This is a genomic window from Actinoplanes campanulatus (assembly GCF_014647795.1).
In the GTDB taxonomy this organism is placed as follows: Bacteria; Actinomycetota; Actinomycetes; order Mycobacteriales; family Micromonosporaceae; genus Actinoplanes; species Actinoplanes campanulatus.
In genome coordinates this window covers 158036-179908 of sequence record NZ_BMPW01000019.1, presented here as the reverse complement: position 1 = coordinate 179908, position 21873 = coordinate 158036, and the positions used below count along the sequence as shown (strand labels likewise).

Sequence of the window (21873 nt, the reverse complement as noted above, 5' to 3'; positions counted from 1 at the left end):
AATTCGAGGTATTAACTATCGCTGAACCTTCAGGACAAACGACTCAGACTCCCGGCCTCACCCGAACCCAACCGGCTTCCGTGCGTGACAGCCCCGGCAATTCTTCAGAAGTCAAAAGCTTGCTCAAGTATTCGGCCTCGCGCTGGATCCGCGGCCGATCAGAACTTGAAGTCCAGCTACTTCGGTCATAATCGCGCCCATCGGCACGACCAGCTGGGTTCCAGGTGGCAGCGTAGATGCGTTCGACCGTCGGGAGACCCGCGGCCAAGACGTGCACCTGGCGCCTTTGCCACCATTTGACTACAGCAATCACCGTTCGTATCGATCTGAGCCGTTCCTCGATGAGAGGGCGCGCAAGAAGGACGTTCTCCACCGAGGTGCGCGAACGTCGTTCGACAAGCAGTCGCTCCGGCTCGATTCCCTGCGCCTGGAGCAGATGCGCGTGCACCTCACTTTCAACATGAGCAGGTCTGCGGCGGTTGGGGCCTCCCGTGAGAACAATCAACGGCGCGAGACCCGACCGAAAGGCCTCGACGGCTGGCGAGACAGCTTCGGGCAGGGTTGATCCGAATACAAAGATCAGGTCGGCCTTACCCAGCCCTGGAGTTGAGGCGTCGACAAAGTCCGCCACCCGGTCATCAGAAACTGACACGTCCACTCCCTTGCTATTCGGCCACTACTGGAGTTAGCGGTGGATTTCGGTCCGCCTGGAAAATGCCGCACCAGAGAAGATGGGGCGCGACGTCTGTTCGATAGCGCGGTCGGAAGGCGGCCCACCCCGCGCCACCTACGAGCCATGGCCCGGCGTCACCGGGATCGCAGCAGCCAGTGGCAATACGACCGGGCACAGCGCGCCCATCATGGCTGTATAGCGGGCCGTCGACTGACCTTCAAAATCCCCGGCCTAGGACGAGGTCCCCCGGTGGGCAGCAATCGCCATCTCCGCCCACCGGGAAATCAGCCTTCCGTCGGGAAGTCCGGAGTAGTCAAGTGGCGTCCAGCGGGCCTCCGCGATTTCTCGATTCGGCTTCAATTTAGTCGACAACGCAACCCCTCTGAAAATTCTCAGAGAATCCCGCTTTCCCTCCAGTTCCGTGAAATGTTCATCGAGCACCTCGACTGCTCCGATGAATTCGATCCCCAGCTCTTCCATGCACTCCCGGCGAACAGCGCTCTCGGGTGACTCCCTGCGAGAGTGGTATCCGCCGCCAGGCAGCCCCAGCGCTGCTGGTCGGTGTAGGAGTGCCTGATCATCACGCATAGCCCTGGTTCGGACGGTGCAGGATCAACGCCTTGACGCCGCAAGTCCTGGGCCGGACGACTCTCCAGTACGTTTGCAGGGCCTTGCTGAAGAGGGCGACGGCAAAACGCGGAATGCCTCTCAAGAGCTCCCGCCAATCTCCATTGCAGTGTGTCGCCGATCATCACATCGGCGACGCTTCAGATCACGCGAACGCACGCCCGTTGGAATTCGTACCGCTCTTGGACTACCTGGTACTGCTCGAACGTTCCGGCGAGTACCGCTCCGGCCCGTACCAGCAACCGCCGGCAGGCGGCGTTGGCCTGCTGGGTCGTGGCAATCAGGAGGTCCTCGGTGGTGTGCCGGAAGAACCAATCGCGGATCAACTGCACCGCCTCCAACGCGAAGCCGTTGCCGCAGCACTGCTGGCGCAGTTGGAAGCTGACTTCCCAGGGGCCGCGTTTGCGGGCCAGGGAACCGCTTCCGACCACCTGACCCGTGACAACGTCGACGATCACGAACTCCCCCCACGCTGGTGCGGTCGCCTTGCGGGCGGCCCGCGCCGCTGCGGTCGCCTCGTCGGCAGGTCCGCCGAGGTAGCGGCGTACCCGCGTGTCGGTGGCCATCTCAATCAGTGCCGGCTCGTCGCCGGGGGCGGGCGGGCGCAGCCGCACCCGTTCGCCTTCCAGTGGCGGCCATAGCCATCCGGTCACCGCCCACCCCTGGGTTTCCATCGCAGCGTCAAGGTGCTCATGATTCTGTCGGCCCGGTGGTGGCGGCGGCCTTTTCCGTGCACCGGGCGCATCGGGTCGGGCAGGGCGCCAGCGGGGCCGCTTCGGCGAGTCCGCTGGTGTGCAGGATCGTCGTGACGACGTCCGCGAAGCCCATGTCTTCGGGGATCACCTGTTCCCCCGGTACGCCGAGCAGATCCTGTCCCGCGTACCAGCTGCGCATCGTCTCCGGCTCGACGGGGATCGGTTCAGCGCGGAGCCGGTGCCGGCGCACCGTTTCCTCGAACGACACGTCCATGAAGTAGCAGGCGGTCGGCCCGGGATGCTTGGCGATCAAATCCCGGAGGGGATCGCCGTACTGGCCGGTGTGCAGGATCCCTTCCAAGATCACGTGGTAGCCGCCGTCGAGCGCGGTCTGCACCATCGTGGCGATGAGACCGGGAGCGACCCGGTCACTGCCTCCGCCGCCGTGTTCGCGCAGGATGACACGCCTGACCATGTCCTGCTCCACGAGGGCCAGGCCGCGAGCCTCGTATCGGCGGCGTACCTCGCGGGCGGTGGTGGTCTTTCCGCTGCCGCTGTTGCCGCGAATCACCAGCAGCAGCGCCGACCCCGCGGAATTGCATTCGACGCAAGGTTCGGCGGTCATCGGTGGGCTCTCGGCGCCGGCCAGGTCACGGCGATGGTGGTGTGCCGGCGGGTCACAACGAGTTGCGGCTGCCCGGTCGCCGCCGGTGGGGTGGTGCCATGGGGATGGATGGTGATCTTCGGCGTGGAGGCGTGTCGGTAGTCGCGGTCCCAGATGGTGGTGAGGTCGAGCAGGTCGGTGGTGAGCGTGTGCGCGTCGGGTCCGAAGCCGTGGGCGCCGAACTGCCACAGGTTGTCGCCGATCTTGCGCATGGTCAGGTAGGCGAAGCCGTCGCCGAGCAGGGTGGGGCAGGTGAACCGGTCCTGCGGGTCGACCAGGCCCTCGGTACGTTGCCGGTCGACGGCAAGGGCGCCGAACGGGCGAGGCTGGCTGGACAGCCAGAGGTGCAGGCTCTCGAAGGCGCCGGGCTCGTCCCCGGTGATGGTGACCGGCGACCACACGTCCACCCGCGGCCCCTCGAGAGCGCTGGAGAGCGCGTCGGCGTCCACCTCGGCAGGCTCATCGAGCAGCAGGACGATGTCGTTGCCGCGCAATGGGATCCGGCGGGCGAGCTGGCTGCGCTCACCTTGCATGGGGACGAACCCACATTGAAGGGCTCTGCTCGCGACGAGGTGATCGTGGCGGCGGTGCAAGGTGAGGCAGCGGGTCAGCGTCCGCATCCGCAGCGGCAGGACGATCCGCCCGTCGGGGGCGAGTTGTGTAACCCAGAACGGCGAGACGTCGCCAGCTTCCATGGTGATGATGATCGCGTCGTAGGGGGCGCCGGGTAGGTGCCCGAGGTCGCCGTCACCGTGGACCACCTGTACGTGCGGGTAGCCGGCCCGGTCGAGGTAGGTGCGGGCGAGTCCGGTGATATCGGCGTCGATGTCGATGGTGACGACCAGTCCGTCCGGGCCAACCAGCTCGGCGATCAGGGCTGCCTGGTAACCGCCGGAGCCGACCTCAAGGACCCGGGCGCCGGGCTTGAGCCCGGCCTCGGCGAGCATGAAGGCCTGCACCCATGGGGCGGACACCGAACTCGTCGTCTTACCGTCCGGTCCGCGTTTCGTCGCGACGATCTCGTCCGCGTACGCCTGTTCCAGGCCGACCGTGTCCGGTACGAACAGGTGCCGCGGCACGGTGCGGAAGGCGCGCTCGACTGCCGGGGCGCGGGTCCAGCCCTTCGCCGTCAGGCGTGCTGCCAGGTCGGCGCGCAGCCGGTCTGGTGAGGTGCTCTCGACCGTGGTGTCCACTCCTGGTCGTCCTTTCCGGGGATGTTCGGTGGTTGTCATGGGGCACCGTCTGGTGCTGGATTGCTGGGCGAGGGTGGCTGCCGTGCCCGGCGCGGCGTTAGGGGTGGGTGTTCAGGACGCCGTCGGGCAAGGTCGGCAGGGGCCAGTCGGCAGGCACCCGCCAGGTCGTCCAGTCTTCAGCGAGGGGTCCACGCCCGGCTTCGGCGAAGGCGAGGGCCCGCTGTCGGGCCGCCTGCACCCGCTCGTGTTCGCTGTCGGGGACGATGCCGGCCCGCCGGATCTGCTCGTACTCGGCCTCGTCCTTCCATCGCCAGGTGTTGCCGCCCGGGTCGGTGATGAGGTCGAGCAGGAGATCGCACGTATCCAGGAGGGTCGGCCGTCGGATCACTGGCCGCTCGAAATTGATCTTCCAGTGACCGGGGCTGCCGTCGACGGGCTGGTAGTGCTGAAGGCTGAAATCGGGGTCGAGGCCGATCCAGGTGACGACGATGGTGTCGCGCCAGACCCAGCGGCCGAGTTCCCAGTCGCCGTCAACCAAGTCGGTGACCGCCTGCCTGCGAGCCTGTTCACCGGCGCCGGTCAAGGACTTGATCCAGTTGGCCAGGGTGTAGCCGGCAGTGCCGGGCCAGGTCACGAGGATCAGCTGGTGGCCGTCGTCGGCGAGCGCGCGGTGCGGGGCGGCGGTCCAGACTTTGCCGTCGCGGACGTCGCGTCGGACGACGGTCGAACCGGGTTCGAAGACTGCAGGTGCCATGGGGAAGGCCTCCGTTCACGAAAAGGAACACCCGGTAGGAAGAGAAGCGGGCGCGGCACCGTGGCGGCTAGGTGCAGGGGCTGGTCGGCACGGATCATCCAGGTCGCCGCGGGTGCCCTGGTTGTGTCCAGCCGGACGACGTGAACGACGCCGATGGCGCGGTACCGACTGGTCACGGCAGTGTCTTTGCGCCTCGATGGTTTGCCTGCCCGGGACCGGGGCCGGCGGGGAATCCTTGCCCCGCGGCGTTTCCCGGTCGGGACGTCACAGCGCCCTGGCTGACCTGCAAGTTCCAGCCCGGCAGGTCGGGGCCGTCGTATGGCACGAGGGTGCAGGGAAACGACTCGGGCACCGGGCGGCCGTCCTGCTCCCACCGCGCCAGCCAGGCCCGCAAGGCGAACAGCGACGGCGAGTCCTCCCGATCGGCGACGATGGCCCCATCGGTCAAGATCATTGCGGCGGAGCGTGACGTCGTGTGCCCGAGCCCGCGGATCTCGTTGCGCAGCGACACGGCGCTCAGCTGCGGGTCGCTGAGCGCGGCGGTCCAGGTGTACCAGGAACGCCAGTCCTGCTCCATCTGCCGGTACATGGCGGTGTACCCGGGGTTCAGCAGTTGGTGGAGGGCATTGCTGGCGCCGGTATGCTGCGGATTGTCAGCAGCACGCCAGCAAATACCGATCCAGGACGGATCGGGTTGATCGTCGCAGTAGTCGACGAAGCGGCCGGGGACGGTCTGTGCGTCGTCGACCGCCGTGGGAGTGCTCTGGGCGTAGCCACCGCCGGTGACGGCCTCGATACGAGGTCGCCCGGCGGTGACGGTGATGGTGGCGATCAGCGTGATCGACGGCAACGCCGCGATCGGCAGGCACGCGACGAGCCGCCCACCGTCCACGACCTGCTCGGTCCACGACCGGCAGAGCCGCGGCGGGGCACACCACGCCACCACCCGATCGACAGGCCCATCGGCGGGAACACCGGCCAGCCCGTCGCCGACGCGGAAGTCGACACCGGTGATGCCCCGCTCGGCGTGGATCGCCCTGGCGCGCCGGATGAGTTCATCGCTGATGTCGACACTGGTCACCCGGCCACCCGGCGCGCACAACCGGGCCAGCAGGGCAGCGCTGTAGCCGGAGCCGGTCCCCACTTCCAAAACCCGATCGCCAGGCTGCACCTGCAGAGCGGCCAGTTCACGACGGATCGACTCCGGCGTCGACCGGTGCACGGTTTCGCCCCAGCGCTCGTGGCGGTGGAATGCCTCGGCCGGTTCGGCGTCGAAGGCGTCATCGAGGTCTGTCATGGCTCCTCCATTCGCAGGCGTCGCGATAGTGGGTTGATGTGCCTGGTCAGCGGTAGAGGCCGTCGCTGCCACCGATATCGGTGATGCGGCCTATAGGCGACCAGTTGCCGGTCCGCACGGGACCGGTAGCGCGGTCTCCCGAAATGGACCGGTGCGACCGCGATCAGACGGAGGAAGGAGAGGATGCCCTGCTCCGTTGCCTGGCCGGGCAGGGAGCGTGTCGGCTCAGTCGCCGGGCGCGTCATTGCTCGACCATGGTCAGGAGGTCCTCGATAAGCGGCTGCAACGCGTCCGCGCGGGCCCGTTGCCACCGCCGGTGGGTGGGCATGCCGGGATGAGCGGCCAGCGTCGAGTTCCGGCGCCACATGCCGGCCTGCGCGACCACGAATCGGGCCGCCTCGGCGGGCTGGCCGGCCAGCAGATCCCGTGCCTGCCGCCGGGCGATGTCGGGCCCTTCGGCATGGCCTGCCGCCACTACGTCGGCGGCCAGCAACGCGTGATCGAGCCACGGCGCACCCGCAGCGCCGGAACCCCAGTCGACGAGCACGGCGGTGCCGTGCGTGGGGTCGATGATCGCGTTGTCGGCGCGGATGTCCTGGTGCGTCAGCCACTGCCCGGCGGTCCACTCCCGCCTCCCTGTCGTCGCAGCGGCAAGCCGCTCGACGTGACGGGCCTCCCAGCTGGTCAGCGCGTCCGGCTCCGCGGCCAGCACGGTCCAGCCGTCAAGATCGGGCAGCCGGTCGAGTACCGGCGGCACACCGGCCGGGGCAGGCACCCGCGCCACGGCGGCGCAGGCCCTCGCCACCGCAGCCACCGACGTCGTCGTCCAGGGCGGCCCGGCGACCGACCCTGGAACCGGATCCGTGACGAGCACTATCCAGTCGCCGATGTTGATGACCCTGCGGAGACGGGTGGCGGGAACGGCGGTGGGCAGGACCGAAAGGACGGCGGCTTCCTGCTGGTAGAGCTCGTGTGAGCGGGCGTTGATCCGCCGGCTGATCGCTTTCACGAAGACCGCATCGTCGTTGCCGAACGTCACCACGGCAGCCGGACCGGGGGTCATGCCGCCGTGCACATCGCGGACGGCGACGATCGGGCTGCCGACGCACTCTTCGACCGCTCGGGCCAACCCGGCGGGCACCGTCTCCCACGAGGGGCGGGTCGTGAACACCGCTGTCATCGGCCGGGCTTCCGGTACCAGCCGTGTCCGCCCCGCGCGATCCCACCGTCATGAAGCCGATGCGGCGGCATAACGTCGTCCAGCGGGACGGGATCATCGTGGCCGGGCCGGGCAGGTCCCGCGTTACTGATCATTGGGCCCGGCCCGGGGTCGCTCGCGTGCGGTCGTTCGTCATCGCCGTGTCTCCGGTCTTCGGCTCATCGCGGTCAAGGGCGGTCGCGGTGGTATGACGGTCTGGTCGCGGCAGAACACGATCTGCCTGCTCTTGCCATCCGCTGATCTGCAGTCCCCCGCCGTTACGCCAGACCTCGATGCCGGCGGCGGTGTACGGCACCGTGTTCGATGGCAGCTCGTCGGTGAGCGGCCACCAGCGGATCTCCGCACACTTGTGCGGCTCGCGGTTGACCGGTTCACCGTGGCGGCTCGCATCGAACTCAGCCGCGAAGATCAGCGCGAACCGGCCCTGTCCCTCAGGGTTGCGGTGGTGCACAACGCCGGCGAAGCGGGGTTCGTCACCGGCGAGCCGCACCCCGATCTCCTCGAAGGCCTCCCGCCGGATCCCGTGGAGCGCGTCCTCGCCATGTTCCAGCTTGCCGGACGGGACGTTCCACCAGCCGTCGCGGTATCCGGTGCCCTCCCGGAGCGCCAGCAGAATCCGGTCGCCGTCGGTGAACACCAGGAAGACATCCACCGGATGCTGCGGAGGCAAGCTGGTTAGCTCGGGACGGTGCGGGACAGTCAACGTGTTCTCTCCTTCATCAACAGGGCACCGGCAGGGTGTCGGAGCGGCGCAGGCCCTGCAGTGCGCGGCCCCCGGTGACCTCGGCAGGTACGCGGCGGGCGCCTATCGACGTGTCCGGCAAATCCCGGATCGGCGTATGCGGATGGCCGTGGCGGCAGGGCCGGCGACAGGGGGGCGACGACTCGCTCATGGCGGGCTGCCGGTACGGCGGGTGAGCTGGTCGAGGTAGCGGTCGGCCTGCGCATGGCTGGTCAGGTGCACGACTTGATCGCCCCGGAAGTGCTCGGCGATGCAGGCCCGCACGCGCGGCAGGTGAGTGCGCCGGAACCGGTGGGCCACGTACCAGAGGAAGTCGACGGTGATGCGGTCATGCACGCCGTCGGGGTGCCGTCCGCCCCGGTAGCGCCATCGCCGCCGCAGGATCCCCCACAGGCACACCAGCGGCGGCGGGTCGACGATGATCACCGTGTCGGCCGCTGCCATCCTCACCGGCATCGACAGCAACGAGTTGCCGTCGATGATCCACCGGTCGCGGTCGACGACCTCGCGCTGCCGGGCGGCGTACACCTCTTCGGGGACCACCGCCCAGGTGTCGGTGTAGCGCAGCGCGTCCAGATAGGTCACCGGGATGCCCAGCAACGGGCCGAGCCGGTTGGCCAGGACGGTCTTCCCGGCTCCGCCGTTGCCGACGATGGCGATGCGCTTCACCGGTGCGGTCTCCTTTGTCGGGTGCGGGTGGGCGGCTGGCCGAGCAGCTCGGCACGGTGGGCCAGGATGTACGCGGCGGCACGCCGGTATCCGGCGGGATGGTCCTCGTCGGCGTGCACGGTGTAGGCCGGATCGGCGGCATGGATGCGGTCGTCGAGGTGCGCGGCCATCGCCAGCAGCCGCAGGGCGGCGAAGTCGACGATCTGCTCGGCCCGGACGTCGTGTCCGTAGGCGCCGGTGAGCAGCCGCAGTCGGCCGGCCCGGTCGGGTTCGGTGTCCCAGCCGAACCCGGCCAGATCCTCGGTGGGATGAAACGGCACCAGGTGGTGGGCCAGGTAGGCCAGGTCCCAGACGCGGTTGCTGGGCCCGGCGGTGTCCCAGTCGATGATGCCGGTCACGCGGGTGCCGTCGAGCAGGATGTTCCACGGCGCCAGGTCGCCGTGACCGATGCAGTCGATGACGGCGGGGACTGCGAGTTCCATCCGGTGCCAGCGCTCGGGTTCCGGGGCGACGAACCCCTGGGTGGCGTCGTGCAGATCCCGGACCGCACCGGCGACGGAGATCAGGGTCTCCTCGGAGCGCCACGCGAGGGCCAGCGGCGGGTATCCGCTGTCACCGGGCAGGTAGCCGAGGATTTCGCGGGTGCCGTCGGCAGTCGTCGCGTGCAGCTGCGGCGCCAGCGTGAAGCCCTGCCGCTCGAGATGGGCGAGCAGGGCGTGCACGTTGGCGGCGGCGGGACTGATCGCGCGTTCGATGATGTCGCCGTGCCTTTGCGGCCGTGCGAACCGGCCGTGTTGCATCGGGTCACTCACGGCCGTGCCCCCGTGGCTGACCCTGGCCCGATACCTGCGGCCGGGTCTGGGGTGGTCCAGCTGCGCCAGGGCAGCACGATCATGCTGGCCAGCAGCACACCGGCCAGCCCGAGCAGCGCCGTTCGGGCGCCGACCACTGCGGCGGCCACGCCGGCGGCCGCGATCACGATGGGCTGGGCGACCTTGCTGCTGACCGCCCACGCCGCGGTCACCCGGGCCAGGTAGCCGTCGGCGACCGCCCGCATCCGATAGGTCGAGAACGCCGGGTTGAAGACCCCGGCACACCACAGCAGCAGCGTGTCCGCCGCGATGATCAACACAAGCCCGGCAGTCGTACCCGGCGCGAACGGGATCACGGCCATCCACAGGCAGCGGGCGGCACCGGCGACCAGCAGCGTCGGCATCAACCCGGCCCGGCGGATGATCCGTGGCGCGAGCACCGACCCGAGGATCCCGGCCGCGCACGGCACACCGAGGGCGAGGCCGTACTGCGCCGGGCTGAACCCGAGGTCGCGGAGCATGAGCACGGCGATCAGCGGCGTGGAAGCGACGATACAACCGCCAAAAATGAGGGCATGCCCGGACAATCGGACGAGGACCGGGTGCGCGGCGATGTGCCGCCAGCCCGCGGTCATCTCCGCCAGCGAGTGCCGGCCGTTCGCCGGGGCAGCGGGTGCTGGTTCACGGTGCCGGACCCGTCCCAATGTGACGGCCGACAGCAGGAAGCTGGCCGCGTCGACCAGGAGCGCGGCGAGGGCGCCGAGCCAGGAGACCAGCATGCCGCCGGCCGGCGGGCCGAGGGTGCTGGCCGTCCACATGGTGCTCTCCCACCGCGCGTTGACCAGGACCTGCCGGTCGGCGGGAACCAGCGACTTCAGGTAGGCGGTGCTGGCCGCCGAGGACAGGATCGTGCCGATCGTCTGCGCGGCGGCCACCAGGCACAGCTGGCCGAAGGTCAGCCCGCCGGCCCAGGCGGCGACCGGGACGCTGAGCAGGGTGACACCGCGCAGCAGGTCGGCGCCGATCATGACGGGGCGTTTGCGGTGGAACTCGACCCACGGCCCGAGCGGGACCACGGCGGCGGCGCCGGCGATCCCCGCGACCGCGGCCAGCAGCGAGATCTGCCAGTCCGAGGCTTCCAGCAGCAGGATCGCCACCAGCGGCAGCGCGCCGGTGCCGATGCCGCTGCCGGCCTGCGAGATCGCGTACGCCGCCCATAGCCGCCTTACCTGGCGGCCACTGCCACGCCACGTCGGCACCAGTTCGGCCCCAGCAGGCGGGCGGCGGTCAGCGGTCACCATGCTGATCTCCGCCCGGATGCGGCGCCTCGATCAAACCTAGGGCAACGTGCCGCTGGTAGTGGTCGGTGATCGCCGTGCGCAGGTCGTCGACCACGCCGTAGTGCGCGGCGATCCCCACCGCGGCGCGCAGTACATCCATGACTTCCTTGACCAGGTGCGCCGGATCGAACGGGCCATGCTTGGCAACCTTGATGCCGGTGCCCTCGGCGTGGTTGACCGCCGCGGCGAGCTCACCGGATTCCTCAGCCAGCCGGGTCACCCGTTCGAACGGACCGTTGTGGTCCGGGAACCGGATTTTCAGCGCGTGCACCGTCGCCACGAGCGCGGTGAACGTGTCCGGCACCGGCGCGTCATCGGCGTGCGGCGGGGTCCCAGCTCCAGCGGTCATGAGGTGGTCCCGGGTCCGGTCGGCGGTGTCCCTGCCGTCGTCGTGGCGAGTCCGGACCGGGAGTTCGCGGTTTCCGGTGCGACCGCGGCCTGGTGTTCGGCGATCTCGATCAGCCGGTGCACGGCGGTGACCGCTGCCTCCAGCGACGAGCCCGTCATGGAGTCGACACGGGCCGCGAGCAGGCGCCGTAGCGCGGCGGCATCGCCGGCGTGTGCCGGATCGCGCAGTTGCCGGCGGATCGCGGCTTCCCGCTCGTGATCGCCTCGGGCGAGGTGTTTTGCGGCTAGTTGCACCAGCATCAGAACGGTCTGTGGCTGGTACGGGTCGCTGTCTCGGGTGTCCCCGCTGGGGTACTGGCTGATCAGCGGCAGGAAGCTCAGATCGCTGCGCGGTGGCGGGTCACCGCGCTGGAACAGCAGCCGGGCGGTGGCCGACATCGTGGCCGTCGCCGCCGGCCACAGGTAGAGGTCGGCCAGGACGGGCAACGCCACCAGTTCGACGCACGCCGCCCGGTAGGCGCCGTCGGCCGGGGCGTTCTTCGGCTTGTCGCGGGTGTAGAGCACGCGGCCGGGCAGTCCCAGCCCTGCGATCGGATCCCCGAACACCGAGGGCGGCGCCGATCCGCCGATGGCCAGCACCAGGTCGACATCGCTGAACGCGTCGGCGTCGCCGCGCCCCAGTGAACCTTCGACCCACACCGCTTCCACGAACCGGTGTGCGGAAAAGACTTCGAGTGCCTGATGCAGCCAAGCTGTACGGGCCTGCCTCAGCCGGGCGAGCGCGCCGGCGGCGGGCGTGTTCATGCGGCACCGGCATCAGATGCAACAGCGGACGGTTCGCTCTGGTATCCGGCCGCCTGCAGGGTGAACAGCGATTCGTAGGTGCCTGCGGCTGCCATCAGCTGGCGATGGGTGCCGGCTTCGATGAGCGCTCCGTGCTGGAGAACCAGGATCTGGTCGGCGTGGGTGATGTTGGCGAGCCGGTGGGTGATGAGGATGGTGGTCTTGGTGCCCTGCCGGTCGCGGAGTGCCTGGAACAGGGCGTGTTCGGCGCGGGGGTCGAGCGCTGACGACGGCTCGTCCATGATCAGGACGTCGGCGTCCCGCAGGAATGCTCGGGCGGCAGCCACGCGTTGCCACTGCCCTCCGGACAGGTCAGAGCCGTCCTTGAAGGTCTTGTCCAGCAGGGTGTCGTAGCCGTTCGGCAGTTCCAGGATCATGTCGTGCGCGGCCGCTTTGCGGGCGGCTGCTTCGATCCGGGCCGGTTCCGCGTCGGCGCCGATGTCGCCCATGGCGATGTTCGTCGACGCGCTGAACGGCCAGTGGTGATGATCTTGCATGGCGACCGCGATCCGGCCGCGTAGATCGTCGATGTCGTAGGCGGCGTAGGGGTGGCCGTTCCACAGCAGTGTGCCCGCGGTCGGGGTGCGCAGCCCGGCGATCATCGCCGCGAGGGTGGATTTGCCGGAGCCGTTCTCGCCGACGAGAGCGATCGTCTGGCCCGGCCGGATCGTCACCGTCACCTGGTCGACTGCCGGCCGTTCCCGATCCGGGTACTGCAGGCTCACACTCTGAACGGTCAGCTCGGTCAAGGGCTGCGCCACCCGCCGAGGGCCGGCGGCACTGTCAGCGTCATGAGCCGGGAGATGGTGGGCTGCGGTCGACCGGAATCGCACGTACTCGTTGAAGAACTGGCCGCTGGTGTAGACCCTGTCGACCTGGAAGGTCACGGTGGACAGGGAACTGCGTGCCGCCTGTACCGCGATCACGCACGTGGTCGCGGCGGCCAGCGGGATGTGCCCGTTGAGCAGCAGCACACCGAGCAGTACGTAGACGCCCGTCAAGGCGACGCCGCCGATCGTCGCTCCGATACTCATGGTGGTAGTGACACGCCGGGCCACCCGCAGTTCCTCGGCGACCTGTGCGCCCATCACCTTGTCGTACAGGCCGAGCAGGAACGGCCGCAGGCCGTACGAACGCAGCTCCGCGGCCGAGTCGCGTTCGGCCATCAGCCGCTGCAGCACCCACTGCCGGCGCCGCCGGGTGGAGGAGGCCAGGTAGCTGCCGAACTTGACGTGGCCGGCGCGCAGGGCGGCATACCCGGTGGGGACGGTCGCTACGAGCAGGGCTACCAGCAGCAGCGGGTGGATGGCAACCACGGCGACGACGACTGCCAGCAAGCTGACCAGGCCCGCGAACAGGTTCATCACCGTCTGCACCAGCTCGATCGCGGCTTCCGTGCCACGGGTCGCCCGTTCCATGCCTTCGGCGAACTGGTCGTCGTCGAAGGCCCGCAGCTCGACCGCGGTCGTGTCGGCGAACAGCTCCTTCTCCACGTCGAGCAGCACGCGCGGTGTCAGCCCGTTGAGGGCGTACCCGACGACCATGCCCAGCGCGCCGCGGATCGCGGTGACCACGGCCAGCCATGCCAGCGCCGGCACCGCCGCCCGGACCCGGTCCGGGGTCGGGCCGGCCGCGAACAGCTCGATCAGGATCCGCTGGGTCGCCAGCAGCCCGAAAGCCGCCATCGAGCCGGCACCCACCGTCGCGACAGCTACCAGCAGCGTGCGCAGCCGGTCTGCGCGCCACGCCACCCGCACCGCTTTGCTGATCAGGCCGGGCAGCTCGGCGAAGACACCGAGCACACCGGCATCCGCACGGGCACGCATGCCGGTCTCCCACCAGCTGCGCCGGAACTCCGGAAGGACCGCCTCGGCAGGCTTTCCCCCGCTCTGCGCCGGGATACTCGGATCGGCATTGGGCTTGTCCACAACGGCGCTCACCTGCTCATTTCCTCCTGCCGGGCGGTCCGCATCGTCAGAACTGGGAGGGAGGCGGCATGTTGTGGAGTCACCCCCATATCGGTACTCGCCTCCCGGGGTGGTGGGCTGTCGCGGACACGACGCAGTCCGTCTAACCGGGCAACGCATTCGCACAAATGGTCGAATGGCGCGTGTCGTAGACCGCTCACGTCTACCGGCCTCGCCACTGTGGCGGCTTCAGCGGTCGCCAGTGGCGTCCACGAGGCCATATCGACGTTGATGAGCTTGCGCTTGGCGGGCAGCGATCGACGGGTGCGGGGCGCCGAAGCCGACGGTGCCGGGCAGTGACCCACTCGCGTAGCGGGATCGCGCGCCCGGGTGTCTACGCCAGAACACGTAAGTCGTTGTGCGTGTACGGGCTTGACGGACGCGGTAGGTTCGCCGGGTTCGGTCGTCGCCGGCCAGCGGAGCCTCGAAGTGTGAGGCATGTGCTGCGCCGGCAAACGCATTGAATCCGACTGCCTTGGAGGCGTCTCGTGTCGATCGCTGACTCGGAGATTGCGGAAGCCCTTGCCGCCTATCTCGACCGGTATCCCGAGGAGAAGACACTGCTGGCCGAGCCGGTCGAGCTGCTGGCGCGAGGCAAGGACTTCGCCTCCCGCCGCAATTTCGACATGCACGTGACGGTCGGCGCGCTGCTGACGCGCGGGGAGGAGATCCTGCTCGTCGGGCACCTCGCGTACGGGATTCCGCTGCAACCCGGTGGGCATCTGGAGCCGACCGACACGACGCTGATCGACGCCGCGGTGCGCGAGCTTGTGGAGGAGACCGGCATCGACCCCGACTCGGTCGTCGCGGTATCCCAGGAGCCCGTCTATGTCGAGTTCGGGCGGGTACCTGCTCGACCCCAGAAAGATGAGCCCGAGCACTTCCATCTGGACGTGGGCTATGCCTTCACGACGACAGGCGATGTGGGCAGCCTTCAGGAATCGGAGGTGACGAGTGCGGCGTGGTACCGGCTCGACGAGGCCGAGCGTCTGGTGGGCCCCCGGATCCGCCGCGCGTGCGCGCCCTCCGGCCGGATGGGCTGAGCCGGGCCGGCTCCCGGACTGTGCCGGCCGAAAGAGTCCGGCACAGTGTCGCTGAGCAGGCAGGTCGACTCGCGCGCGGCTCAGCGCACACGCGCTGGCCGCGCCCTCACCTGCGCCCTGTGGGCTCACTCGAATGACGCTTTACGGGTTCGGGTGCGTTTGAGCTCGAAGAATCCGTCGGTCTCCGCGATCAGGGCCAGGCCGTCCCACAGCCGGCCGGCGGACTCCCCTCGCGGTGCCGGGGTGATGACGGGCCCGAACAGAGCCGTGCCCCTGATGCGCAGCACGGGTGTGCCGACGTCGAGCCCGACCTCGTCGAACGCCTCGTGATGCGATCGCTTGATCTGCTGATCGAACTCGGTGCTGGCCGCTGCGGCGGCCAGCGACGCGGAAAGACCGACGTCGGCGAGGGCCTCGGGAAGGACCGCGGGATCGTCGCGGCGTCGTTGGTTGTGCAGCCGCAAACCGATGGCGGTGTACAAGCCACCGAGCACCTGAGGACCGGCGTGCTCGACGGCGGCCGCGCACACCCGCACCGGCCCCCAGGCCCGCTCCATCAGCGCCCGGTAGTCCTCGCTGAGGCCCTTCCCCTCGCGTTGCTCGAGGTTCAGGTAGGCCAGCGACATGATGCGCCAATCCGCGCGTACAGGCCGGACCTGCTCGACCTCCCGCAGCCACCGCGAGGTGATCCAGGCCCAGGGACACAGCGGGTCGAACCAGAACGGGACCTCTTCGCGCTCCAGCGGGGTGTCGGCCGTCACGGTCGCACCGTCCTCTCGGCTCACGGGCTACTCGCCTTCCTGAGGTGCAATCTCGAACAGTTCCTCCTGCACGGGCGCGTTGCCTGGGGCCGCCCGCCCCGCGATCTTCACGAGTCCGGCCAGGCTGTCGACTTCACCGTTGTCGTGCGCCACAGCGATGAGCCGGCGGAACAGTTGCGCGGTGACGGCGACGTCTGCGGGTGCCCGATGCCGGTCTGCCGGCTGGGCGATGCCGAAGTACGCAAGGAGGGTGTCCAGCCGGTAGTTGATCAGCCCGGGAACGCAGCGTTTGGCCAGCGGGATCGTGTCCAGCAGGTCGATACGGGCCAGTGCCGGGCAGTGCTGCCGCTGCTGGTAGATGAGGTTGGCTTCGGTGGCGGCGTGCTGAGCCACCAGCAGATACGACGTGCCGGCCGTGAAGCGGCGGTCCAGCGCACCCAGCGCTTCGGCCGGCGTCGGTGCGGCCTCCAGCTCCGCGGCAGTCAGCCCGGTCTGAGCGGTGAACGCCGGTGTCACCGGGGCGAACGCGGGCGGCCGGATCAGCGAGGTCCCGCGCCCGGTCTCCTGCCATTCACCGTCGTAACGCAGCGCGAGAACGGCGACCTCGACCGGTTGCGCCGGCGACCCGGTGGGTGTCGTGGCCTCGAAGTCGATGACCACGAACGTCGTCTTGCGGAAGGCCTCGTCGTCGGTCAGGCCGCCCATCCGCTCACCGCCGTCCGTCCTGCCTCGACGCTGGTGACGTGGAAGCGAGCGATGCAGGTTCTCTGCGATCGGCGGCTGGTGCCCTTGCTTCTCACCGGCCGATGACCTCGGTGACCGCGCGGGTGGCGTCGTCGAGGCTGGGCGCGTTCCACAGCCGTTCACCTGTCCACGCCTGGCTCAGGGACCGATACAGGTCCGACATCACCGGCAGGAAGGCTGCGGGCAGGGGGGCCGGCTCGGGCCACAAGTTCCGGGGAACGCCCTCGGCGATCAGCCGGCCGGTGGGTACCTCGAGTCCGTTGTTCACGTACCAGTTCCGCAGAACCTGCTTGCCGCAGTGGACGCCGTTGAACAGCAGGCGTGCCTCGTCGGGAGTGCCGGGGCTGTCGGCCAGCACGATGTGCGCGTCGTTCGTCAGAAGAAACTCGGCTTTGCCGTCAGAGAGGGTGAAACCGACCCGTTCGGCGTGCCCGGCCAGCACCTCGTTGGCTTTGACCGCGATGTCGCTCATGACGCGGAGCTGCCCGGCGCTCAGCCCGGCAAGCTGGACGGCTTCGGAACGGCTGACGAACCGGTTGACGGGCTCGAACATGGTGGCGAACTCGATCAGCGGCGGCTGCAACCGTTCGCCGATGTTCGGTAGAGCAGGCAGCCCGACCTCGTCGAGGGTGAGCGTTCCGCTGGCGAGCCGACGATGCACCGAGCTGCCCTGCGGAAGTTCGTTACGGACCAGGACCTGCACGGGGATCAGAGTGTTGCCGGCGAGCCGGCCGGTCCCCGGTTCGGGCAGCCGCTCGGGCAGCCGCGCCAGGTCGAACTCGATCCGGTTCGGGGGAAGAAACCGGCGGAAATGGGTGGGCACACCGGCGGCTTGCAGCATCCGGAAGTTGAAGACGGCCATGCGGCAGGTCGCTTCGCCCTTACCGGATATCGGGTCCGGCATCCGGCCGTAGTGGAAGACGGTGTAGTTGTCGGTGTACTCGAAGATGCCCACGCCGGTTCGGTCCGCCGTCGCGGGTTCGACGATCTTGAGATTCTTGGTGGAATGCAGGACGGGCATAACGCTCCTCGGGTTCGAGGGACTCAGTCGCCGGTGAGGAGACCGTCTTGAGGCCGGCCGCAGTACATGCATGGGGCCTGCGGGCCCCGCCACGGTTCGCTGACACAGGTGAGCTCGACGTCCGTGTTCTGGATCAACGAGCCGATCAGGCGTGTGGCGTCGTGTTCTCCGAGAGTGCGCCGATCCACGACGCGGTAGCGTGCGGGATCGGTGGCTGCTACCTGCTCGAAGAGGGCGCACACAGAGCGCATGAAGGTCGCCTGCTCGTCGGTGAAGACACACCGATCGCGGCGCTGAGCGCGGGTGATCGCCCGGTGGGGGTCGTCGGTGACCAGGATGGTGCGGTCCGGCAGAGGGCGGTAGGACGCCGCCAAGCTCAGCAGCGCGGTCGCCGTCGCGAGGGCGGCGGCCGGGTCGTCGGGGTGCAGCAGGACGGCTTGGCACACCGCGGTGCTGTCGACGCCGCGGCCCTCGAGGACGAGACGGCCGCCGGCGATTTCTGCGATGACGGCGTCGAGATCGCGTCGTTTGATGGCCAGCAGCACCAGTGCCTCGGCCGTGGGTGTCCCACCGCGCAGGAAGGGGTCGCCGGCGCTGGCTTCGCGCAGAGCCCGTAGCAGCGCTGAGCCTAAGTCCGGTGGGGTGTCGGTGCGCGCGGAGAATTCCTCCAGCAGCGACGGCGTGGTGTCCAACAGGGTGATGGCGTGGCGGGTCAGGTAGGTCTTTCCGACTCCGGTGACCCCTTCGACGGAGACCAGCGTGCCGCGGGTGCACCGGGGCAGTTGCGTAACAGCGGTCATGCGGAGGGTCTCCTCATGGCAGGGATGTGCCGTCGCCGTTCCAGGAGGCTGGTCACGGTCTGGTGCACCACACCGACGGTCTCCTGGGGTGACAGGTCGGCGACGTCGAGGACGATGTAGCGCTGGGGGTCGTCGTCGGCCATCACCCGGTACAGCCGGTCGATCTCGGTGATCAGATGGGCATCCTCAGCAGAAAGAGCCCGCTCGATGCGATGGCCGAAGCGCTGGGTACACACCTCCGGGTCACCGGTGAGCAGGAGCGTCTTGTCGGGAAGGCCACACCAGCGCCGTGCATCGGCAAGGATGCGGCGCGCCACGTGCTCCGGCCGGGCCGCCGGGTATACAGAGCACAAGATGGCGGCCTGGTAGACGGCGACGGAGTCCACACCGCGGTCCTCGAGGATCACGTCGACACCCGTCAGGTGCTGCCCCGTCAGGCGCTCGGTCTTGCGTACCTGCAGCGCCAGCAAGGCGAGGGTCTCCACCACCGGGTGACCGGTCCGCAGGAACGGGTCACCCGTGCCGCTCAGCGCGGCGATCACCCTCGACGCCAGCACGTCGTTGACCTGGTCGGTGAGCTCGTCAAGCAGAACCCCGCGGGCGCCGAGCAGAGCCGTTGCCTTCTGGGCGGCGCTCGTCTTCCCCACGCCGTTGATGCCCTCGACGCTCACCCGGAGCGGACCAGCCTGTGCTGAGGTGATCATGCAGGCCCCCTGCAGACGGCGAACAGGTTGATGGCCTCAGCGACGAACCGACTCGGGCAAGCCCGCCGCCGGCCGGCGCCCTCGGCCGCAGCACGGGTGCCGGCGATCCGGCTCACGACGGGTCCGCCACGACGGCGGGAACGTGCGTGGGGACGAGCCGGCCCTGCCGCACGGTGAGCACACGCATGCCGGCCGCGCGGGCGGCGGCGATACCATCGGCCGCATCATCGACGGCGAGACAACGACGTGCGTCGACGGCCAGTACGCCGGCAGCGTGCAGAAACAGTTCGGGTGCCGGCTTGCCGCACGCGACGTTCTCGCGGGTGATCGTGGCCGTGAACAGGTGGCCGAGATTCAGGGCTCGGATACCGCCCTCGACCAGGACCCGGGCCGCTCCGGACGCGACGGCGCAGGGCAAACCCCGGTCGGTGGCCGCATCGAGCAGCTCGATGGTGGCGGCGACGGGCTGGAGCTGGTCGAGGCTGGCCAGCAGCCGTGCCCGGCTGGCCTCGATGATCGTGCTGGTGGGAAGGTCGCCATGAATCGCGGCGACCTCGGTCAGCAGGTCGGCGATCGACAGACCGACGTGCTGCTCGTACCACGGCCGGTCGAGGCTCACGCCGTACGGCAGTAGCGCCGCGGACAGGGCAGCGAAGTTGGCGTCCTGGCTGTCGACGACGGTGCCGTCCCAGTCGACGATCACCGCGGCCGTGCCCTGGAGAAGGTCGTCGGTTGTCAGTCGCGCGGACACCATGCGCGAGCCTCCCTGGTGATGGTGTGGGCGTATCCGGCGATGCGGTGGTCGTCGTCGTGGTCGGTGAGGATCACCGCCAGGGTCCGGTCGATCACCGCGGCGGCGTTGCCGCACGGTGATGCGGCGACCGAAGCAAGTTCAGGGCGCCGGTCCGCCGGCACCAGGCGGAACGTGCCGACGCTGTTGGGCACGCCGAGGCCGGCCAGGTGTCCACAGAACGCGCGGGCCTGCGGCACGCTGACTTCGGCGAGGAAGCTGTAGCCGTTCCACAGATGGCCGGGTGCACTGGCCGGTTGCACGCCCGGGGCGCCGGTCAGCAGGTCGCTAAGCAGCGCTACCTGCTGCTGGCGCCGGCCGAGGAGATCGTCGAACCGGGCCAGGTTGGCGCGGGCGATCAGCGCCAACGGTTCGGCGAGCCGATAGTTGTGCGCGACCCGGGGCCGGTAGCCGGCCGGCGGCGGTGGGAGGCCGTGGGAACGGTAGGAGCGGGCGGCGGCCGCGTACCGATCATGGTCGGTGAGCAGGTAGCCGCCTTCCCCACACCACAGCACCTTGCCGTCCTTCATGCTGAAGCAGCCGATCGTGCCGCCGGTCCCGGCGGGGCGATCACCGGTGTGGCTGCCTTGGGCCTGGCAGGCGTCCTCAACCACGGGCAAACCGTGCTCGTCGGCCCAGCGCCGGAGCCGGGGCAGGTCGCCGGTGCGTCCCCACAGGTGGACGGGAAGCACCGCCTTGACGGCGGGGGTGAGCTTGGCGGTCAGGTCGGTGTAGTCGAAGTCGGTGCCGTCCGGGGTGCAGTCGACGAAGACCGGACTGGCGCCGGCGTGGATGACCGGCGCGACCGACATGATCACGGTCAAGGCCGGTACGAGGACCTCGTCGCCGGGCCCGACGCCCAGGGCCACCAGCGCGGTGTGCAGTGCCGCCGTGCCGGAGGACACCGCGATGGCGTGGCGGACGCCGAACCGGTCGGCGAGTTCGGACTCCAGGGCGCTCACCTGCGCGCCGGCCGCCGGGTCCGGCATCGTGGCCAGCAGGCGTTGCAGGTCCTCGGTGAGTGTCAGGGCGTCGGTCATGACCGGACTCCAGCCGAGGGCAGGAATCGCTGGAAGTCCGTCAGCGGCCACATGTTGACGCAGTCGCGCGAGTACAAGGAGCAGTCGGCACACGCACCCCCGCGCCCGAACAGCGCCTCCGCGGTCGTGCCGCGGATGTTGCGGTGCCGGTCAGGCGGCGTCGCGCGGATCTTGAGGCCGGACGGGCAGTCCCAGACACTGCCGTCGGGCTCGACGAAGAACAGGTCGGTGCCGCCGAAGCAGCCGGCGACCGCGCCGGGAGTCTCCGTGCTGATCGTGTCGAGGAACTGCCGGGGATAGGTCGAGGCGGGCAGCCCGACCGGGACCTGCTCGTAGAGCTCGCCGAGGCGTCGTGCGATGGCGGGGGCGTCCTGGTCGGTCAGTGCGAGTTCGGTGTAAAGCGGGTGGTCCCGCTCCAGTGAGATCGGCTGGGGAACGTAGTAGTCACAGCCGAGCTCGGCCGCGAGGGCTCCGACGGAGAGGATGTCGTCGGTGTTCTGGCGTGTGATCACCGCGTACAGGCCGACGCGAGGGGTGGCAGCGGCGCCGCGAGCGGTCAGCAGCGCCCGAATCCCCGACAGCACGCTGGCGTGGCCGTCGACGCGGTTGCGAGCCGGCCGCCAGGTGTCGTTGTAGCTGGCATCGGTGGAGTCCAGCGACACCGAGACCGCGTCCACTCCCAGAGTCAGGATCCGGTCGACCAGGTGCGGCCGGTTGAGCGGAATGCCGTTGGTGCAGAGCACCACCTCGACGCCGGCGGCCTTGATCGCCGCCACGACGTCCATGATCGGAGGCCAGATCAGCGGCTCGCCGCCGGCGAGGAACACCCGCTCGACACGGGAGCCGGCCAGCGTGTCCACGAACGCGGCGATGTCGGCCAGAGCGAGGTCCGTGCGGGCCAAATGTGACAACACGCCGACCTGGTCCGGGGGTGTCTCACGATGTTCCTCGATAGTGCCGAAGTAGCAATAGCGGCAGCCCAGATTGCACGGGGAGCGCAGCGCCCATAGCAGGGTGACTCCGGTCATGACACTCGGTTCTCCTTCAGGCCGGACGCCGTACAGCGGTACCGGGCCATCGAGGTCGTCGTCGCGCGGATAGTCGACTACCGGCGCCGGGAGCCTGTC

24 protein-coding genes are annotated in these 21873 nt (G+C 69.3%); 1 reads left to right on the top strand and 23 read right to left on the bottom strand.

What is annotated here, in order from left to right; translation table 11 throughout:
- Nucleotides 1-43: 43 nt before the first annotated feature.
- The 15 genes from IEZ13_RS32340 to IEZ13_RS32270 form a co-directional block, all read right to left on the bottom strand.
- Complete coding sequence (locus IEZ13_RS32340; protein ID WP_183223272.1) at nucleotides 44-652, bottom strand: YdcF family protein; 609 nt, start codon at nucleotides 650-652, stop codon at nucleotides 44-46.
- Nucleotides 653-904: 252 nt separating this feature from the next.
- A complete protein-coding gene (locus IEZ13_RS48010) occupies nucleotides 905-1261 on the bottom strand; it encodes an NUDIX domain-containing protein (RefSeq protein ID WP_183223270.1) in 357 nt (118 codons plus the stop codon).
- Nucleotides 1262-1440: 179 nt separating this feature from the next.
- Nucleotides 1441-1974 carry a GNAT family N-acetyltransferase gene (locus IEZ13_RS32330; protein ID WP_183223268.1) on the bottom strand — a complete coding sequence of 178 codons (534 nt, stop codon included), beginning with the start codon at nucleotides 1972-1974 and terminating at the stop codon, nucleotides 1441-1443.
- A gap of 16 nt (nucleotides 1975-1990) precedes the next feature.
- Nucleotides 1991-2620: an AAA family ATPase gene (locus tag IEZ13_RS32325; protein ID WP_183223266.1), complete on the bottom strand. Its 630-nt coding sequence runs from the start codon at nucleotides 2618-2620 to the stop codon at nucleotides 1991-1993.
- Nucleotides 2617-3852 carry a methyltransferase, FxLD system gene (gene fxlM, locus IEZ13_RS32320; protein WP_229795332.1) on the bottom strand — a complete coding sequence of 412 codons (1236 nt, stop codon included), beginning with the start codon at nucleotides 3850-3852 and terminating at the stop codon, nucleotides 2617-2619. The genes IEZ13_RS32325 and fxlM overlap by 4 nt, the downstream gene beginning before the upstream one ends.
- Nucleotides 3853-3949: 97 nt before the next feature.
- Nucleotides 3950-4606, bottom strand: coding sequence for a DUF402 domain-containing protein (locus IEZ13_RS32315; RefSeq protein WP_183223262.1), 657 nt, complete (start codon nucleotides 4604-4606; stop codon nucleotides 3950-3952).
- A 172-nt stretch (nucleotides 4607-4778) separates the two neighbouring features.
- A complete protein-coding gene (locus IEZ13_RS32310) occupies nucleotides 4779-5975 on the bottom strand; it encodes a protein-L-isoaspartate O-methyltransferase family protein (protein ID WP_229795330.1) in 1197 nt (398 codons plus the stop codon).
- Between the two features lie 169 nt (nucleotides 5976-6144).
- Nucleotides 6145-7083 (bottom strand): phosphotransferase, encoded by a 939-nt coding sequence (locus IEZ13_RS32305; protein ID WP_183223260.1) that lies wholly within the window; start codon nucleotides 7081-7083, stop codon nucleotides 6145-6147.
- 130 nt (nucleotides 7084-7213) lie between these two features.
- On the bottom strand, nucleotides 7214-7774 hold the full coding sequence (locus IEZ13_RS32300; RefSeq protein ID WP_203833972.1) for an NUDIX hydrolase: 561 nt from the start codon (nucleotides 7772-7774) through the stop codon (nucleotides 7214-7216).
- Between the two features lie 237 nt (nucleotides 7775-8011).
- On the bottom strand, nucleotides 8012-8533 hold the full coding sequence (locus tag IEZ13_RS32295) for a P-loop NTPase family protein (RefSeq protein ID WP_183223258.1): 522 nt from the start codon (nucleotides 8531-8533) through the stop codon (nucleotides 8012-8014).
- Nucleotides 8530-9345 (bottom strand): aminoglycoside phosphotransferase family protein, encoded by an 816-nt coding sequence (locus IEZ13_RS32290; RefSeq protein ID WP_183223256.1) that lies wholly within the window; start codon nucleotides 9343-9345, stop codon nucleotides 8530-8532. Before IEZ13_RS32290 ends, IEZ13_RS32295 begins: the two co-directional genes overlap by 4 nt.
- Nucleotides 9342-10646, bottom strand: coding sequence for an MFS transporter (locus IEZ13_RS32285; RefSeq protein ID WP_183223254.1), 1305 nt, complete (start codon nucleotides 10644-10646; stop codon nucleotides 9342-9344). The genes IEZ13_RS32290 and IEZ13_RS32285 overlap by 4 nt, the downstream gene beginning before the upstream one ends.
- On the bottom strand, nucleotides 10633-10989 hold the full coding sequence (locus IEZ13_RS32280; protein ID WP_183223252.1) for a MazG-like family protein: 357 nt from the start codon (nucleotides 10987-10989) through the stop codon (nucleotides 10633-10635). The genes IEZ13_RS32285 and IEZ13_RS32280 overlap by 14 nt, the downstream gene beginning before the upstream one ends.
- 41 nt (nucleotides 10990-11030) lie before the next feature.
- A complete protein-coding gene (locus tag IEZ13_RS32275) occupies nucleotides 11031-11837 on the bottom strand; it encodes a nucleotidyltransferase domain-containing protein (protein ID WP_183223250.1) in 807 nt (268 codons plus the stop codon).
- The gene (locus IEZ13_RS32270) at nucleotides 11834-13702 is read right to left on the bottom strand and encodes an ABC transporter ATP-binding protein (protein ID WP_229795354.1); all 1869 of its coding nucleotides are present in this window, start codon (nucleotides 13700-13702) and stop codon (nucleotides 11834-11836) included. The genes IEZ13_RS32275 and IEZ13_RS32270 overlap by 4 nt, the downstream gene beginning before the upstream one ends.
- 629 nt (nucleotides 13703-14331) lie before the next feature.
- Here IEZ13_RS32270 and IEZ13_RS32265 point away from each other — a divergent pair.
- Entirely contained in the window at nucleotides 14332-14886 is a 555-nt protein-coding gene (locus tag IEZ13_RS32265) for an NUDIX hydrolase (RefSeq protein WP_183223246.1), read from the top strand.
- Nucleotides 14887-15011: 125 nt separating this feature from the next.
- On the opposite strand, the gene IEZ13_RS32260 is transcribed toward IEZ13_RS32265, so the two are convergent.
- From IEZ13_RS32260 to IEZ13_RS32225, 8 genes are all read right to left on the bottom strand, one after another.
- Nucleotides 15012-15647, bottom strand: coding sequence for a mycothiol-dependent nitroreductase Rv2466c family protein (locus tag IEZ13_RS32260; RefSeq protein ID WP_229795328.1), 636 nt, complete (start codon nucleotides 15645-15647; stop codon nucleotides 15012-15014).
- A 27-nt stretch (nucleotides 15648-15674) separates the two neighbouring features.
- Nucleotides 15675-16352: a 3'-5' exonuclease gene (locus tag IEZ13_RS32255; RefSeq protein ID WP_183223244.1), complete on the bottom strand. Its 678-nt coding sequence runs from the start codon at nucleotides 16350-16352 to the stop codon at nucleotides 15675-15677.
- Nucleotides 16353-16443: 91 nt separating this feature from the next.
- Nucleotides 16444-17412 carry a phosphoribosylaminoimidazolesuccinocarboxamide synthase gene (locus tag IEZ13_RS32250; RefSeq protein WP_183223242.1) on the bottom strand — a complete coding sequence of 323 codons (969 nt, stop codon included), beginning with the start codon at nucleotides 17410-17412 and terminating at the stop codon, nucleotides 16444-16446.
- A gap of 23 nt (nucleotides 17413-17435) precedes the next feature.
- Entirely contained in the window at nucleotides 17436-18212 is a 777-nt protein-coding gene (locus IEZ13_RS32245; RefSeq protein WP_183223240.1) for a thymidylate kinase, read from the bottom strand.
- A complete protein-coding gene (locus IEZ13_RS32240; RefSeq protein WP_183223237.1) occupies nucleotides 18209-18916 on the bottom strand; it encodes a dTMP kinase in 708 nt (235 codons plus the stop codon). The genes IEZ13_RS32245 and IEZ13_RS32240 overlap by 4 nt, the downstream gene beginning before the upstream one ends.
- A gap of 112 nt (nucleotides 18917-19028) precedes the next feature.
- Nucleotides 19029-19670: an HAD family hydrolase gene (locus tag IEZ13_RS32235; RefSeq protein ID WP_183223235.1), complete on the bottom strand. Its 642-nt coding sequence runs from the start codon at nucleotides 19668-19670 to the stop codon at nucleotides 19029-19031.
- A complete protein-coding gene (locus IEZ13_RS32230) occupies nucleotides 19652-20746 on the bottom strand; it encodes a DegT/DnrJ/EryC1/StrS family aminotransferase (protein WP_183223233.1) in 1095 nt (364 codons plus the stop codon). The genes IEZ13_RS32235 and IEZ13_RS32230 overlap by 19 nt, the downstream gene beginning before the upstream one ends.
- On the bottom strand, nucleotides 20743-21774 hold the full coding sequence (locus tag IEZ13_RS32225) for a radical SAM protein (RefSeq protein ID WP_183223231.1): 1032 nt from the start codon (nucleotides 21772-21774) through the stop codon (nucleotides 20743-20745). Before IEZ13_RS32225 ends, IEZ13_RS32230 begins: the two co-directional genes overlap by 4 nt.
- Nucleotides 21775-21873: the final 99 nt, after the last annotated feature.

Coding starts and splice junctions, on each gene's coding strand:
- IEZ13_RS32250 (WP_183223242.1), bottom strand. CDS start 17,412: ATGCCCGTCCTGCATTCCACCAAGAATCTCAAGATCGTCGAACCCGCG.
- IEZ13_RS32240 (WP_183223237.1), bottom strand. CDS start 18,916: ATGATCACCTCAGCACAGGCTGGTCCGCTCCGGGTGAGCGTCGAGGGC.
- IEZ13_RS32275 (WP_183223250.1), bottom strand. CDS start 11,837: ATGAACACGCCCGCCGCCGGCGCGCTCGCCCGGCTGAGGCAGGCCCGT.
- IEZ13_RS32245 (WP_183223240.1), bottom strand. CDS start 18,212: ATGACCGCTGTTACGCAACTGCCCCGGTGCACCCGCGGCACGCTGGTC.
- IEZ13_RS32315 (WP_183223262.1), bottom strand. CDS start 4,606: ATGGCACCTGCAGTCTTCGAACCCGGTTCGACCGTCGTCCGACGCGAC.
- IEZ13_RS32305 (WP_183223260.1), bottom strand. CDS start 7,083: ATGACAGCGGTGTTCACGACCCGCCCCTCGTGGGAGACGGTGCCCGCC.
- IEZ13_RS32230 (WP_183223233.1), bottom strand. CDS start 20,746: ATGACCGACGCCCTGACACTCACCGAGGACCTGCAACGCCTGCTGGCC.
- IEZ13_RS32270 (WP_229795354.1), bottom strand. CDS start 13,702: ATGCGTGCCCGTGCGGATGCCGGTGTGCTCGGTGTCTTCGCCGAGCTG.
- IEZ13_RS48010 (WP_183223270.1), bottom strand. CDS start 1,261: ATGCGTGATGATCAGGCACTCCTACACCGACCAGCAGCGCTGGGGCTG.
- IEZ13_RS32225 (WP_183223231.1), bottom strand. CDS start 21,774: ATGACCGGAGTCACCCTGCTATGGGCGCTGCGCTCCCCGTGCAATCTG.
- IEZ13_RS32235 (WP_183223235.1), bottom strand. CDS start 19,670: ATGGTGTCCGCGCGACTGACAACCGACGACCTTCTCCAGGGCACGGCC.
- IEZ13_RS32325 (WP_183223266.1), bottom strand. CDS start 2,620: ATGACCGCCGAACCTTGCGTCGAATGCAATTCCGCGGGGTCGGCGCTG.
- IEZ13_RS32285 (WP_183223254.1), bottom strand. CDS start 10,646: ATGGTGACCGCTGACCGCCGCCCGCCTGCTGGGGCCGAACTGGTGCCG.
- IEZ13_RS32255 (WP_183223244.1), bottom strand. CDS start 16,352: ATGGGCGGCCTGACCGACGACGAGGCCTTCCGCAAGACGACGTTCGTG.
- IEZ13_RS32330 (WP_183223268.1), bottom strand. CDS start 1,974: ATGGAAACCCAGGGGTGGGCGGTGACCGGATGGCTATGGCCGCCACTG.